The organism is Diaphorobacter ruginosibacter, from assembly GCF_040396215.1.
Lineage (GTDB): Bacteria > Pseudomonadota > Gammaproteobacteria > Burkholderiales > Burkholderiaceae_C > Diaphorobacter_A > Diaphorobacter_A ruginosibacter_A.
The window spans coordinates 1-13,009 of record NZ_JBEBOW010000008.1 but is presented as its reverse complement, the minus strand read 5'-3'; the positions used below and the strand labels follow the sequence as shown (position 1 = coordinate 13,009).

The following is a 13,009-nucleotide window of genomic DNA, read 5'->3' as shown; positions in this document are numbered from 1 at the left end:
CCCTCTTGTTTCGTGGCGGCCCGGCCGCTGCCGCCGTGCTATTGCACCATTGCGCTATTGGCTGGGCAGGTGAGGGTGCGGCACTCCTGGCGATGGCGGCGACAGTCTCGGCAGCTTGCCGGTCAGTTGCTGCACGATGGCCGCCTTGACCGGCGGGAAGCGATTGGCGCCGCCCAGCACGATACGGCGCAGCAGCCGCGGCAGCGGGCGCGCGTCGGTGAATAGCCGCACGACCGCGTTGGTGCCCTGGAAGATCGGCCACGCGTGGCGGTGGTGCGCCGGCGCATAGCGCTGCAGCGTGGCGCTGCTGCCGATGTCCTGGCGCGCGTCGCGCGCACGCACGAGCGCTTCGGTGAGCCGCGCAACGCTGGCCAGCCCCAGGTTGAAGCCATGCGCCGTCACCGGGTGCATGCCGACGGCGGCGTCGCCCAGCAGCGCAAAGCGATGCCCCGCGAACCGGTCGGCATATACCGCCACCAGGGGATAGGCATGGCGCTCTCCGTGCAGCGTCATCTGTCCGAGGCGGCCGTCGAATTGAGACTGGACGCTGGCCGTGAACTCCTCGGGTGAAAGGGCCATCAACGCGTTGGCTTCGGCGGTGCCGGCGGTCACCACGGCGGAGCACAGGTGCTGGCCCGACTGCGGATCGTCCGGCAGGGGCAGGACGGCCAGCGTCCGTTCGTAGCCGAAGCACTCGTGCGCGATGTCCAGGTGTGGCTGCTCATGCCGCATGCGGCAGACAATCACGGTGCGGCCGAAATCGGTCATCTGCGCGCCCACGCCCAATTGCCGGCGGGTGGCGGAGAACCGGCTGTCGGCGGCCACCACCAGGGGCGCGCGCAAGGTTTGCGCAGGCTGCTCGCCGCGGCGGAATTCGACGCTCGCGTCGTGCCGCGAGGTGGTGACCTGCAGCACCTTGGCTTCATCCAGGATGCGCACGCGCTCGCAGCCCTTGGCCACGGCGAATGCGGTCCGGCGCAGAGCCGCATTGGGCACGATGGAGCCCAGGTGCTCCAGCCCGCTTCCAAGCGCGTCCAGATGCATGCCCGCGCGCTTTTCCACCGGGCCGTCATGCACGTGCGCCTCGCGGATGCGGCCCCGCTCGTGCGCTGCAAGCAATTGCCAGCTCCCCAGCCGGGACAGCATCTGCACGCTGGGGTGGGTGAGCGCTATCTCGCGCCCGTCGCCCGCGGGGTCCGCGAGCGCGCTGGCTGGCTGCTGGTCCAGCACGATGCTGGAAAAGCCCGCCTGCGCCAGGGCGATCGACAGCGACAGTCCCGCCGGCCCGCCGCCGACGATCAGCACGTCGCAGTCGTGCGCTGTGGAATTCGATTCAGGGGAAGAAGAAGCGTTTGAGATCATGTTTGCAACTCTTGTCTTTGAAGACGCGCAAGGCCGAAACATTGTGTCGCCTGATACGGATCAATACTTTGCCCTGAGTCAAGGCACTTGCCATGCCAGGGGATGCGCTCTTCAACCGGTTTTTTCCTACGCGGCTTGCGGGATGCCGGCTTTACAGTTTCCCGACCGGCACTCAGCAAACAAGGACGAAGACATGCTCGCAGACATATTCCGCCGCGAAGAACAGGACGGAAAATTCTCCCACCTCGTGGTTCCGCAGGGCCGCAACATTCCGCAGGAAGCGACCAACTGGGACTGGCACGACGAGGCGCGCGCAAAGGAACTGGATGAAGCCGCGGCGAGCTGGCCCGAGTACGGCATCGAAGCGCCGGGCGAGCAGCTCAGGAAGAAAGGCTACGCCATCACCAGCGTGAAGGAGATGACCGGCTGATCACACGGGGCTGTCGGGATTGGGAATGCCCTGGGCGGAGGCTCTGGCCACCCGCAGCACGTGCTCGGTGAAGCGCTCCACCGCGCGATTGTTTCCACCGGGCAGGCGCGCCAGCGCGATCCCGACGTGAAAGCCGGGCGGGTTGTCGGTGAGCGTGAGGCATTTGATGCCGCGCGGCATCATCAAGCGTGAAACGCTGGCCACCAGGCCCACGCCCAGCCCCGAGGCGACCAGGCTCATGATGGTGTGAACCTGCATTGCCTCCTGCGCCACGCGCGGCACGAAACCGGAGAGCTGGCAGCGCATCATCGCCAGCGCGGCCAGGCCGGGCACCTTGTCGGTGGGGTAGAGGATGAACGGCTCGCCTGCCGCTTCGGACAGCGCAATGGCGTCGCGCTGCGCGAGAGGGCTGTTTTCGGAGACCGCCAGCACGAAGTCGTCGCGGTCGAGCGGCAGGATCTCGAAGCCGCTGGGATCGAGCACCGGATAGCGCAGCAAGCCGGCATCGAAGCGGCGCGTGAGCAGCCCTTCCAGGATTTCCGAGGAGGTGGCCTCGCTCAGCTCCAGTTCCAGCTTGGGATAGCGCGCGCGCAGCGAAGGAATCAGCTCGGGCAGCATCGCATAGGTGGCCGAGCCGATGATGCCCAGCTTCACCAGGCCGCCCTCGCCGCTGCGCACATCCTGCACCGCGTGGCGGCAGCGCTCGGCATGCAGCAGCGTGATGCGCGCGTCCGCCAGCATCGCCTCGCCCGCGGGCGTGAGCAGCACGCCCGCGGTGGTCCGCTCGAACAGCGGGCAGCCCAGTTCTTCCTCGAGCTTGCGGATCGACACGGAAAGCGGCGGCTGCGCCATGTGCAGCTGTTCGGCCGCGCGATGGAAATTGCCGGTTTCGGCAAGCGTGACGAACTGGCGGAGTTGGCGCAGATTCATGGCAATGCCCCATTAATATCCGATAAGTATCGAATTCCAAAAAAGTAATATTAGACAGCAGATGCCACTGCTGCCTAGAGTGTGGTCTCCATCCAGTTGGACGGGCTTGCCGTTGGAGCCGGTAATCAGACAAAGACTTCCAAGGAGACAACACATGAAATTCACCACACGCAGGTCGGCGCTGTGCGCCATGGCGGGCGCGGGCGCCCTGATGCTATGCGCCCTGGCGCCTTCGGTGGCCGAGGCCGCCGAGAGCTTTCCATCCAGGCCGATCAAGTTCATCGTGCCCTTCGGGCCCGGTAGCGGCACCGACACATCCGCGCGCTATTTCGCCAAGAAGCTGCAGGACCTCACCGGCCAGGCCGTGGTGGTGGAGAACAAGCCGGGCGGCAACGGTTTCCTGGCCGTGAAATACGTGCTCACCCAGCCCGCGGACGGCTATACGGTGTTCATCGGCAGCAATTCCACGCTGGCGGTGAATGCGGCGCTTTTCAAGCAACTGCCCTACGATCCGGTGGCGGATTTTTCCCCGCTCACGATGATGATGCGCTCGCCCGCGATGCTGGCGGTTGCGCCGGATGCGCCGTTCAAGAACCTCCAGGAGCTGATCGCCTATGCCCAGGCCCATCCGGGCAAGGTGAACTTCGGCGCGGGCTCGGCGGGCTATCAATTGATGGGGGAACTGTTCAACGAACAGGCCAGGGTGCAGACCGTCTATGTGCCGTTCAAGGGAGCGGGCGAGACCATGACCGCCGTGGCGGCCGGCACGGTCGAATACACGTTCGCCGAAGTCACCGCCGTGCAGGAACTGGCCAAGGGCGGCCGCGTGAGGGTGTTCGGCGTGGCCTCGGACAAGCGAGTGGCTTCGGCCTCCGATGTGCCCACGCTCACCGAAGCCGGCTTGCCCGGCTTCGAGGCCTACACCTGGGTGGGGGCGATGGTGAACCACAAGACGCCGGAGGCGGAAACACGCAAGCTGGCGGATCTGTTCACGCAGATCTCCAGGATGGATGAAACCCGCGCGTTCTACGAGAAACTGGGCGCGACGCCGATGACCGGCGGCCCCGAGCAGATGCGTGATTTCCAGAAGAAGGAAATCGAGCTGTGGAAGCGCATCGTCGTTCAGGCCAAGGTACCCCAGCAATGACGATGGCGGGCGCGCTCAAGAACATCCGGGTGCTCGATCTGTCGCGCGTGCTGGCGGGCCCATGGGCCGGCCAGACGCTGGGCGACCTGGGCGCGGAGATCATCAAGATCGAACGTCCCGGCGCGGGCGACGACACGCGTGCCTGGGGGCCGCCGTTCGTGCAGGATGACAATGGCAACTCCACGGGCGAGTCGGCCTATTACATGTGCGCCAACCGCAACAAGCAATCGGTCGCGGTGGACATCACCAGGCCCGAGGGCCAGCACATCGTGCGCGAGCTGGCGGCCCGCTGCGACGTGCTGATCGAGAATTTCAAGACGGGCGGCCTGGCACAGTACGGGCTGGACTATGAGAGCCTCTCCAGGCTCAATCCGCGCCTCGTCTATTGCTCGGTGACGGGCTTCGGCCACGACGGGCCCTATGCGCATCGTGCGGGCTACGACTTCCTGATCCAGGGCATGGGCGGACTGATGAGCGTGACCGGCAAGCCCGATGGCGAGCCGGGCGGCGGCCCGGTGAAGGTGGGCGTGGCGCTCACCGACATTCTCACGGGGCTGTATGCGAGCACGGCGATCCTCGCCGCGCTGCAGGCGCGCGAACATACCGGACGCGGCCAGCACATCGACCTGGCGCTGCTGGACGTGCAGGTCGCCTGCCTCGCCAATCAGGGCATGAACTATCTCTACGGCGGCAAGGTGCCCGGGCGCATGGGCAACGGGCATCCGAACACCGTGCCCTACCAGGACTTCCAGACGGCCGACGGCTACATGATTCTCGCCATTGGCAACGACGGGCAGTTCGCCCGCTTCGCCCATGCCGTGGGCAGGCCGCAATGGGCGCAGGACGCGCGCTTCATGACCAACACCGCGCGGCTCGCCCATCGGGTGGAGCTCGTGGCGCTGATTCGCGAACTCACCGTGAACAAGACGACGAAAGACTGGATAGCGCTGCTGGAGCAGCACGCCGTTCCCTGCGGGCCGATCAACACCGTGCGCGACGTATTCGAAGATCCGCAGGTGCGCGCGCGCGGCATGCAGCGCAGCATGCGGCACCCGCAGGCAGGCGATGTGCCCATCGTGGCAAGCCCGATCCGCCTGTCCGACACGCCGGTGGATTACCGGCTTGCGCCGCCCCAGCTGGGACAACATACCGACGAAGTGCTGGCGCGCCATCTGCAAATGGATGAGCAGCAGCTCAAGCATCTGAGAAACATGGGAGTATTGGCATGAGCACTCTGGACTCATTGCGCCTCACGCGCATTCCGCCCGAAGATGAAGCGCTGCGCGCCGAGGTGCGCGCATTCCTGGCGGAGGCGACCCGCGACATGCCCGCCCACATCCGTGCGCGATCCTGGGGCGGCTACAGCACCGAATTCAGCCGCAAGCTGGGCGCGAAGGGCTGGCTGGGCGTCACGCTCCCCATGGAGTACGGCGGCGGCGGGCGCAGCGCTTTCACGCGCTACGTGCTGGTGGAGGAGTTCCTCAACTTCGGCGCGCCGGTGGGCTCGCACTGGATCGCGGACCGGCAAAGCGCGCCGCTCATCCTGAAGTACGGCACCGAGGCGCAAAAACGTTTCTACATCCCGAAGGTCTGCAAGGGCGAGGCATTTTTCTGCATCGGCATGAGCGAGCCCAACTCCGGCTCCGACCTCGCCAGCGTGCGCACCAGGGCCGTGCCCAACGAGAAGGGTTTTCTTCTCAACGGCCAGAAGATCTGGACCACCAACGCGCACCACTGCCAATACATGATCGCGCTGGTGCGCACCTCGGGCACGGGCGAAGACCGCCACAAGGGCCTGTCGCAGGTGATCGTGGACCTGTCGCTGCCCGGCGTGACCGTGCGGCCGATCCAGGATCTTTCCGGGGACAGCCACTTCTGCGAAGTGTTCTTCGAGAACGTTCAGCTCGGGCCGGATGCGCTGATCGGCGCCGAAGGCCAGGGCTGGGAGCAGGTCACGGCCGAGCTCGCGTTCGAGCGCAGCGGGCCGGAGCGGTTGTTCTCTTCCATCGTGCTGTTCGACCAATGGCTCGATTACGTGCGCACGCCGGCGGGCCGCACGCCGTCCGCGCGGCAACTGGCGGGCCGCGTGCTGACGGAACTGGCGCCGCTGCGGGCCATGTCGATTTCGGTGCAGGAAAAGCTCACGCGCGCGCAAAGCCCCATCGTTGAAGCCGCGCTGGTCAAGGAACTCGGCACGACGCTCGAACAATTCATCCCCGCAGCCATCGCCGACGACCTGTTCTCGCGCGATGTCGAAGACGTGCCGGTGGAGCTGCTGATGACGCTGAAGTACGTCACCGAGGCGTCGCCCTCGTTCTCGCTGCGCGGCGGCACGCGCGACATCCTGCGCGGCATGATCGCGCGCGGCCTGGGCCTTCGTTGAACATCGGCAAGAGGAGTCATCAATCATGAGCAGCAACAACGACGATATGTTTGCCGATGCCGCCCGCCAGGTGCTGGCCGACCAGTGCACGCCGCATGTCGTGCGCGCCATCGAGACCGGGGGCAACGCAGCCGCGCAAACGCAGGCGCTTTGGAATCAACTTGAAGAAACCGGCCTTGCCGACGCCATGCTGTCCGAAGAGCGGGGCGGCGCCGGCCTGGGGCTGGGCGACGTGTTTGGCGTGCTGGAGCAGTGCGGCGCCCATGCGCTGCCTCTGCCGCTGGCCGACACCATGGTGGCGCGCGCCTTGCTGGCGCAGGCTGGCGTGGACGCGCCGAAGTCGCGCATCGTTCTGGCCCGCGCGGCGCGCGGGAGTGACGGCGGCGTGCATGCGGCCCTGGTGCGCGATGCGCGCGCGGCGCAATCGGCCCTGGTTCAATGGGGCGATGAATGGCGTCTGCTGGATCTGAACGACGCTGCGCTCTCGCCGCAGGCGCTCGCGCTGGACGCTGGCGCGCGCTGGAGTGCGGAGCAATGGCAGGCCGCGCCGCGCCTGGCGCTGTCCGCGGATTGTGATGCGCGCATGCTGCAGGCTGCCGTGGTGGCCGCGCAAATGGCGGGCGCGCTCAAAACGGTGTTCGATCGCACGCTGCAATATGCGAACGAGCGCCAGCAGTTTGGCCGCCCGATCGGCAAGTTCCAGGCCATCCAGCACCAGCTCGCCGTCATGAGCGAGCACGTGTTCGCCGCGCGCATGGCCGCGCAACTGGCCTGCAGCGGCAAGGCTGTGCAGGGCGATCGCCTGCGCGTCGCCACGGGCAAGGCGCGGTGCAGCCAGGCCGCGCTCGCGGTATCGGAAACCGCCCATGCGATCCACGGCGCCATCGGCTTTACCGAAGAATACGACCTGCAATTGTTCACGCGCCGTTTGCATGCGTGGCGCCAGACGGCGGGCAGCGAAAGCTACTGGCAAGGCGTTGCGGGCGACGCCCTGCTGGACGCGCAGGGCCTGACGCTTGATACGGTTCGGCGCATCACGGACGTGCAGGCCGCCTGACCGCAGAACCATCCAAATCCCCAAGGAGACATCTCAATGGCATTTCTGAATATCGAACGCGATGGCGCGGTGCTTATCGCCACCATGAACCAGCCGGAAACCCGTAACGCGTTGACGGGGAACACGGCGGTCGATGAATTCGTCGCGCTGTGCGAGCAGGTGCGCGCCGATACCGCCGTGAAGGTGGTGATCGTCACCGGCGCCGGACCGATCTTCAGCTCGGGCGGCAACGTCAAGGACATGAAGCGCTTTTTCGACGATGCGCTCACGCCCGACATGATCCGCGAGGAATACCGCCAGGGCATACAGCGCATCCCGAATGCGCTGTACCAGCTCGACGTCCCCGTGATCTGCGCCATCAACGGCCCTGCGATCGGCGCGGGGCTGGACCTGGCCTGCATGTGCGACATCCGCATCGCCGCGGAGAACGCCACGTTCGCCGAGTCGTTCGTGCGCGTGGGCATCGTTCCGGGCGACGGCGGCGCATGGCTGCTTCCGCGCGCCGTGGGCATGGCCAAGGCCTCGGAAATGGCGTTCACAGGCGAGGCCATCGATGCGCGGGACGCGCTGGCCTGCGGCCTGGTGTCGCGGGTCGTTCCCGCCGATCAGCTGCTGGCGCAGGCCAGGCAGCTGGCCGCCAAGATCGCTGCCAACCCCGGAGCGATCATGCGCATGACCAAGCGGCTGCTGCGCGAGGGCGAGCATGCGTCGCTGGCGTCGCTGCTGGAGATGTCGGCGGGCTGCCAGGCCATCGCGCACAAGACCGCCGATCACCGCGAGGCCGTCACGGCCTTCATCGAAAAACGTCAACCTGTTTTCCGTTGACGCATGGCGAGCGCCGGTGGGGCGTTGAAGGCGGCGGGGCGCTGATTTCGGGACAATAATCCGCGACTTCGCCCGGTGCGCCGAGCTCCTGCCCGCGCGGGCAGATTCGTGAATCGGCGCATGAAACCTTCATAATGCCGTCATGAACGTTCCACCAAAACGCTTTTCAATGATCCGCGAGTTCCATCTCGCGGACTGGTTTACTCTGGGAAATGCCGTATGTGGCGTCGGCGCGCTGTTTTCGGCCATGTCGTTTCTCGAAACGGTGGATGTCCAGCACATCTATTTCGCGGCCGCGCTGGTGTTCGCGGCGCTGGTGTTCGACGTGCTCGACGGCCGCATCGCCCGCTGGCGCCAGAAGTCCTCGGCCATGGGGCGCGAGCTGGACTCGCTGGCCGACGTGATCTCGTTCGGCGTCGCGCCCGCGATCATCGCCTACGCCTGCGGCATGCAGGGCCTGTATGACCGGATCCTGCTTGCCTTTTTCGTGGCCTGCGGGGTGTCGCGTCTGGCGCGTTACAACGTGACGGCGGAAACGCTCTCCGACGCATCCTCCGGAAAGGTGAAATATTTCGAAGGCACGCCCATTCCCACGTCCTTTCTGCTGGTGCTGGTGCTGGCCGTCGCCGCCTCGCTGGGGGCGGTGCGCGAGCATCTGTGGTTCGGCAAGGTCGTGATTGCCGGCTTCACGCTGCATCCGCTGGTGCTGCTGTTTGCGATCTCCGGCTCGCTCATGATCAGCCGCATCAAGATTCCGAAGCTCTGATGGAGCCGGTCTTTCATGAGCCAGGGCCCGCGGATGGTTGCCGTCCGCGGGCCTTGTTTTTCCCCCATCTGCTTCATGGCTCGATGGCGCAGCTCTGGCGGTCCCGGTTGCAAAGCGATGCAATTTGCCTATGAGCTCGCCGGTATGGTGAACAGCGCCCGGAAAACGAGGTGAAGACGCGGCGGCGCAAGGCCGACAAGCCGGGCACGGGCTGGCCGCGAGGCCCGTATCGCCTGCCGATCCGGATACGTACTGATGCAGCGCGAGGCGCGGCGCACTGTACACTCCGTTTTCATGAGCCTGTTTTGCGAGGTTTTTCGTGTCCCGGCGTCTTGTCGAGGCTCATCGGTGCGCCCGCAAAGCCCGCAAGCAGATTCACCATCCGGTGGCCGCGCATTTCTGGTTCTTTGCGTGGATGCCGATTTCGTGATTCCCACCACATCTGTTCATGGCCGTTGATACGGCGGGTCAGTCCCGCACCAGTTTTGACCTCAAGAGCGCGCAGTTGCCGGTGGTTGCCGTAGTGCTCAAGAGCCCGGATATTTCAGCGTTCGCGGCCGAACTGGCGGCGCGCGTGGCCGACGATCCCGAATTTTTCGACAACGACCCGATCCTGATCGATCTTGCGGCGGTGCGCGAGGCGCAAGAGCCCATCGACTTCACCGCGATCGTGCGGGAACTGCGCAAGCACCACACGCAACCTGTTGCCGTGCGTGGCGCAAGCGAGGCGCAGACCAGGGCGGCGCACGAAGCAGGCCTGATCGCCGCGCCCGATGCGCCTTCACGCGAGCGCGCGGCGAAGCCCGACGTCGAGATCCGCGAAGTGGTCCGTGAAATCGTGCGTGAAGTGGAAGTGCCCGTCGAGGTACCGGTAGGCGGCGTGCCCACCGTCGTCGTGGACAAGCCGCTGCGCTCGGGCCAGCAGGTCTATGCGCGCGGCGGCGATCTCGTCGTGATGGCCGTCGTCAGCTTTGGCGCCGAGGTGATCGCCGATGGCAACATCCACGTCTATGCTCCCTTGCGCGGGCGCGCCATCGCGGGTGCGCGCGGCAACACCGATGCCCGGATCTTCAGCACCTGCATGGAGCCGCAACTGGTTTCCATCGCCGGAATGTACAGAGCCATCGAGACCGATCTGCCCGCCGATGTGAAGGGCAGGCCGGCGCAGGTGCGGCTTGAAGGCGAGAAGCTGCTGATCGATCCGCTATGAGGCAGGGCAACGGCATGGATCCCATTTCCAAGACACCGATCGAATTTCCTATTTTGAAAACCCGAAGCAAGGACTTTGCATAACATGGCCAAAATCGTCGTCGTGACCTCCGGCAAGGGTGGCGTGGGCAAGACCACCACGAGTGCCGCCTTCGCATCCGGCCTGGCGCTTGCCGGCCACAAGACCGCCGTCATAGATTTTGACGTCGGCCTGCGCAACCTCGACCTGATCATGGGCTGCGAGCGCCGCGTGGTGTATGACCTTATCAACGTGATCCAGGGCGAAGCCAATCTCAATCAGGCGCTGATCAAGGACAAGCAGTGCGACAACCTGTTCGTCCTTGCCGCCAGCCAGACCCGCGACAAGGAGGCGCTGACGCAGGAAGGGGTGGGCAAGGTGCTCACGGACCTGGCCGCAATGGACTTTGACTACATCGTCTGCGATTCGCCGGCAGGCATCGAAAGCGGTGCGCTCATGGCCATGCACTATGCGGACGAGGCGCTGATCGTCACCAATCCCGAAGTCTCCTCGGTGCGCGACTCCGACCGCATCCTCGGCATGCTGGGCAGCAAGACCAAGCGCGCCATCGAAGGAGAGGACCCCATCAAGGAGCATCTGCTGATCACCCGCTACAACCCCAACCGGGTCGAAGACGGCCAGATGCTGAGCCTGGTGGATATCCAGGACATTCTGCGCATCCCGCTGATCGGTGTGATTCCCGAGTCCGAGAACGTGTTGCAGGCCTCCAACCAGGGCCTGCCCGCCATCCATCTCAAGGGCACGGATGTATCTGAAGCCTACAAGGATGTGGTTGCGCGCTTTCTCGGCGAGGAAAAGCCCATGCGCTTCACTGACGCGGAGAAGCCCGGCTTCTTCAAGCGCATCTTCGGGAGGTAAGACGCATGTCCCTGTTGTCCTTCCTGCTCGGGGAGAAGAAAAAGACCGCATCGGTCGCCAAGGAGCGCCTGCAGATCATCCTCGCGCACGAACGCAGCGGCCGCAATGCCGGCCAGCCCGACTACCTGCCCGCGCTGCAGCGCGAACTGGTGGCCGTCATCAGCAAATACGTATCGATCGACTCGAACGACATCAAGGTGCACCTGGAACGCCAGGAAAACCTGGAGGTCCTGGAAGTCAAGATCGAGCTGCCGGAAGCTCAGGCCAAGTGATGGTGCGTCGCGGCGGCGCGGCATCCCGCGCGCAGGCCGTACGATGAAAAAAGGATGTGCCGGCTGGCTGCCGCGCACATCCTTTTGCTTTTGGATGAATCCGATGCGAGCGAGAAATGGCTGCCTGAAAGAGCCGCACCGTCAGCGCTGCGCCGCCTTGTCATCCTCCACGGTGGAGTCGCCCAGCAGGCTTTCGGTATAGAAGCGCCCTCCGTGATAGACCAGCGGCGAGCACTCCGCATAGTGCGTGCAGTGCTCCACCTCGCCCACGAAAATCACGTGGTCGCCTTCTGCATGGCGGCTGCGGTTGAAGCATTCGAAGCTGGCAGCCACGTTCGCAAGCAGCGGCGTGCCGCTGCTGCCCAGCCGATAGTCGACACCCGCCCAGCGGTCGATGTCGCGCCGCGCGAACTGCTCGGCCAGCGCCTGTTGCTGCGCCGTCAGCACGTTGATGGCGTAGTGCGTCACCTGGCTGAGGATATTCAAGGATGCCGCCTTGCTCGCAAGACTCCACAGCACCAACGGCGGGTTCAGCGAAACCGAATTGAAGGAGTTGGCTGTCAGCCCGATCAACTGGCCATCGGCGGTGCGCGCGGTAACCACCGTCACGCCAGTGGCAAACATGCCCAGCGCATCACGGAAATCGCGGGAGTTGAAGCCCGGGGCCCGGGCGCCTGACGAGGCTTGAAGCGAGGAAGAAGTGAGATTCACAGGTGCGCGGCGGTCATCGCCCAGAACTGAGGACGAAATCCTAGGTAGATAAGTGGGATATTATTGATCGCAACCCATCGGCCCGCTGCCGAAGGGATTCCAGATGGAATTACGCATGGCAATTCTTCCCCGATTCACAAGCCTGGGCCACGGTCACGCCGTAGTCATGGTGCACGATGCCGATGGCGGACACCTGAGCTTTGCTCCCGCCGTGGAGTCGCTGGCAAGCCAGGGCTATCGGGCGATTGCCGTCGATTTGCCAGGATATGGATACACGCCGCCGGTCGAGCCCTACAACCTCAGGGCGCTGGCCCAGAGCTGCCTGGCGCTGATCGATGCCTTGCAAGTCGGGCAAGTGACCCTGGTCGGACACGGCATGGGGGCGATGGTTGCGCTCGAGGCATCCATGCGCGATGTCCGCCTGATCAAACGTCTTGTCCTGTGTGCAGGCGGCCCGCCGCTGGATGACGCCTCTGTGAAGGCGTGGGTCGAACCACGCCTTGCCGCGCTGGACGAGGGATTGTCCATGGTGCAGATCGCGGATCGTGTCGTGCCCATGCAGACGGGTCAGCAGGCCATCCCCGAAGGCATGCGACTCATTCGCCATGCCATGGGCGAGGTCCACCCTCTCATATATAGACATGCGTTGCAGGCCTTGCCCGCGTTTCAGCGCAATGCATCGGCGCTGGCGCGCATCCATGTGCCGACACTGCTGATCGGCGGAGGGCAGGATGCCTGCATGCCGCCCGAGGCGCTCCAGGCCATGGCCCATGTCCTGCCGGACGCCCACTCCGTCACATTGCCGGGAGTCGGCCATTGGCCGCAACTGGAAGCCCCCGAGGACTTTGACGGGCTCATCCTTGATTTCCTTGCCCGATGAGGCGGCGCATATGGTTCTCTCGGGATATCTTTCGGGAGAATTTGCGAAAAAAGTCATCAAAACGACTTTCTCTCCCATCTAAGTGCCTACAATCGCGCCTTCGTCAACACGGCTGAAGGTTTTATCCGAAGGGATTTCG

Annotated in this window: 14 protein-coding genes; 11 read left to right on the top strand and 3 right to left on the bottom strand. The window is 65.0% G+C overall.

The window, feature by feature from the left end; translation table 11 throughout:
* Nucleotides 1-54: 54 nt before the first annotated feature.
* Complete coding sequence (gene ubiM, locus ABWP92_RS02415) at nucleotides 55-1,362, bottom strand: 5-demethoxyubiquinol-8 5-hydroxylase UbiM (protein ID WP_353233748.1); 1,308 nt, start codon at nucleotides 1,360-1,362, stop codon at nucleotides 55-57.
* Nucleotides 1,363-1,555: 193 nt separating this feature from the next.
* Between ubiM and ABWP92_RS02410 the strand changes: the two genes are divergently transcribed.
* The gene (locus tag ABWP92_RS02410; protein WP_353233747.1) at nucleotides 1,556-1,792 is read left to right on the top strand and encodes a DUF6139 family protein; all 237 of its coding nucleotides are present in this window, start codon (nucleotides 1,556-1,558) and stop codon (nucleotides 1,790-1,792) included.
* Here ABWP92_RS02410 and ABWP92_RS02405 read toward each other — a convergent pair whose 3' ends face one another.
* Nucleotides 1,793-2,722: a LysR family transcriptional regulator gene (locus ABWP92_RS02405; protein ID WP_353233746.1), complete on the bottom strand. Its 930-nt coding sequence runs from the start codon at nucleotides 2,720-2,722 to the stop codon at nucleotides 1,793-1,795.
* A gap of 154 nt (nucleotides 2,723-2,876) precedes the next feature.
* Between ABWP92_RS02405 and ABWP92_RS02400 the strand changes: the two genes are divergently transcribed.
* The 9 genes from ABWP92_RS02400 to minE all read left to right on the top strand — a co-directional run bounded on the left by ABWP92_RS02400 (nucleotide 2,877) and on the right by minE (nucleotide 11,279).
* Nucleotides 2,877-3,869 carry a Bug family tripartite tricarboxylate transporter substrate binding protein gene (locus ABWP92_RS02400; protein ID WP_353233745.1) on the top strand — a complete coding sequence of 331 codons (993 nt, stop codon included), beginning with the start codon at nucleotides 2,877-2,879 and terminating at the stop codon, nucleotides 3,867-3,869.
* On the top strand, nucleotides 3,866-5,098 hold the full coding sequence (locus ABWP92_RS02395) for a CaiB/BaiF CoA transferase family protein (RefSeq protein ID WP_353233744.1): 1,233 nt from the start codon (nucleotides 3,866-3,868) through the stop codon (nucleotides 5,096-5,098). Before ABWP92_RS02400 ends, ABWP92_RS02395 begins: the two co-directional genes overlap by 4 nt.
* The gene (locus tag ABWP92_RS02390; RefSeq protein ID WP_353233743.1) at nucleotides 5,095-6,252 is read left to right on the top strand and encodes an acyl-CoA dehydrogenase family protein; all 1,158 of its coding nucleotides are present in this window, start codon (nucleotides 5,095-5,097) and stop codon (nucleotides 6,250-6,252) included. Before ABWP92_RS02395 ends, ABWP92_RS02390 begins: the two co-directional genes overlap by 4 nt.
* Nucleotides 6,253-6,277: 25 nt before the next feature.
* Complete coding sequence (locus ABWP92_RS02385; RefSeq protein ID WP_353233742.1) at nucleotides 6,278-7,309, top strand: acyl-CoA dehydrogenase family protein; 1,032 nt, start codon at nucleotides 6,278-6,280, stop codon at nucleotides 7,307-7,309.
* Nucleotides 7,310-7,345: 36 nt separating this feature from the next.
* Nucleotides 7,346-8,134, top strand: coding sequence for a crotonase/enoyl-CoA hydratase family protein (locus ABWP92_RS02380; RefSeq protein WP_353233741.1), 789 nt, complete (start codon nucleotides 7,346-7,348; stop codon nucleotides 8,132-8,134).
* 142 nt (nucleotides 8,135-8,276) lie between these two features.
* The gene (pssA, locus tag ABWP92_RS02375) at nucleotides 8,277-8,900 is read left to right on the top strand and encodes a CDP-diacylglycerol--serine O-phosphatidyltransferase (protein ID WP_353233740.1); all 624 of its coding nucleotides are present in this window, start codon (nucleotides 8,277-8,279) and stop codon (nucleotides 8,898-8,900) included.
* 448 nt (nucleotides 8,901-9,348) lie between these two features.
* Nucleotides 9,349-10,110 (top strand): septum site-determining protein MinC, encoded by a 762-nt coding sequence (gene minC, locus ABWP92_RS02370; RefSeq protein WP_353233739.1) that lies wholly within the window; start codon nucleotides 9,349-9,351, stop codon nucleotides 10,108-10,110.
* A gap of 84 nt (nucleotides 10,111-10,194) precedes the next feature.
* Entirely contained in the window at nucleotides 10,195-11,007 is an 813-nt protein-coding gene (gene minD, locus ABWP92_RS02365; RefSeq protein WP_353233738.1) for a septum site-determining protein MinD, read from the top strand.
* A gap of 5 nt (nucleotides 11,008-11,012) precedes the next feature.
* Entirely contained in the window at nucleotides 11,013-11,279 is a 267-nt protein-coding gene (minE, locus tag ABWP92_RS02360) for a cell division topological specificity factor MinE (protein ID WP_353233737.1), read from the top strand.
* Nucleotides 11,280-11,420: 141 nt separating this feature from the next.
* Here the strand turns inward: minE and ABWP92_RS02355 are convergent, their stop codons facing one another.
* Complete coding sequence (locus tag ABWP92_RS02355; RefSeq protein WP_353233736.1) at nucleotides 11,421-11,990, bottom strand: flavin reductase family protein; 570 nt, start codon at nucleotides 11,988-11,990, stop codon at nucleotides 11,421-11,423.
* 115 nt (nucleotides 11,991-12,105) lie between these two features.
* On the opposite strand from ABWP92_RS02355, the gene ABWP92_RS02350 reads away from it, so the two are divergent.
* Entirely contained in the window at nucleotides 12,106-12,870 is a 765-nt protein-coding gene (locus tag ABWP92_RS02350; protein ID WP_353233735.1) for an alpha/beta fold hydrolase, read from the top strand.
* Nucleotides 12,871-13,009: the final 139 nt, after the last annotated feature.

Excerpts from the sequence above, each read along its gene's own strand:
- pssA (WP_353233740.1), top strand. The coding sequence starts at position 8,277 with ATGAACGTTCCACCAAAACGCTTTTCAATGATCCGCGAGTTCCATCTC.
- ABWP92_RS02380 (WP_353233741.1), top strand. The coding sequence starts at position 7,346 with ATGGCATTTCTGAATATCGAACGCGATGGCGCGGTGCTTATCGCCACC.
- minE (WP_353233737.1), top strand. The coding sequence starts at position 11,013 with ATGTCCCTGTTGTCCTTCCTGCTCGGGGAGAAGAAAAAGACCGCATCG.
- minC (WP_353233739.1), top strand. The coding sequence starts at position 9,349 with ATGGCCGTTGATACGGCGGGTCAGTCCCGCACCAGTTTTGACCTCAAG.
- ABWP92_RS02390 (WP_353233743.1), top strand. The coding sequence starts at position 5,095 with ATGAGCACTCTGGACTCATTGCGCCTCACGCGCATTCCGCCCGAAGAT.
- ABWP92_RS02400 (WP_353233745.1), top strand. The coding sequence starts at position 2,877 with ATGAAATTCACCACACGCAGGTCGGCGCTGTGCGCCATGGCGGGCGCG.
- ABWP92_RS02385 (WP_353233742.1), top strand. The coding sequence starts at position 6,278 with ATGAGCAGCAACAACGACGATATGTTTGCCGATGCCGCCCGCCAGGTG.
- ABWP92_RS02410 (WP_353233747.1), top strand. The coding sequence starts at position 1,556 with ATGCTCGCAGACATATTCCGCCGCGAAGAACAGGACGGAAAATTCTCC.
- ABWP92_RS02405 (WP_353233746.1), bottom strand. The coding sequence starts at position 2,722 with ATGAATCTGCGCCAACTCCGCCAGTTCGTCACGCTTGCCGAAACCGGC.
- ABWP92_RS02395 (WP_353233744.1), top strand. The coding sequence starts at position 3,866 with ATGACGATGGCGGGCGCGCTCAAGAACATCCGGGTGCTCGATCTGTCG.
- ubiM (WP_353233748.1), bottom strand. The coding sequence starts at position 1,362 with ATGATCTCAAACGCTTCTTCTTCCCCTGAATCGAATTCCACAGCGCAC.
- ABWP92_RS02350 (WP_353233735.1), top strand. The coding sequence starts at position 12,106 with ATGGCAATTCTTCCCCGATTCACAAGCCTGGGCCACGGTCACGCCGTA.
- minD (WP_353233738.1), top strand. The coding sequence starts at position 10,195 with ATGGCCAAAATCGTCGTCGTGACCTCCGGCAAGGGTGGCGTGGGCAAG.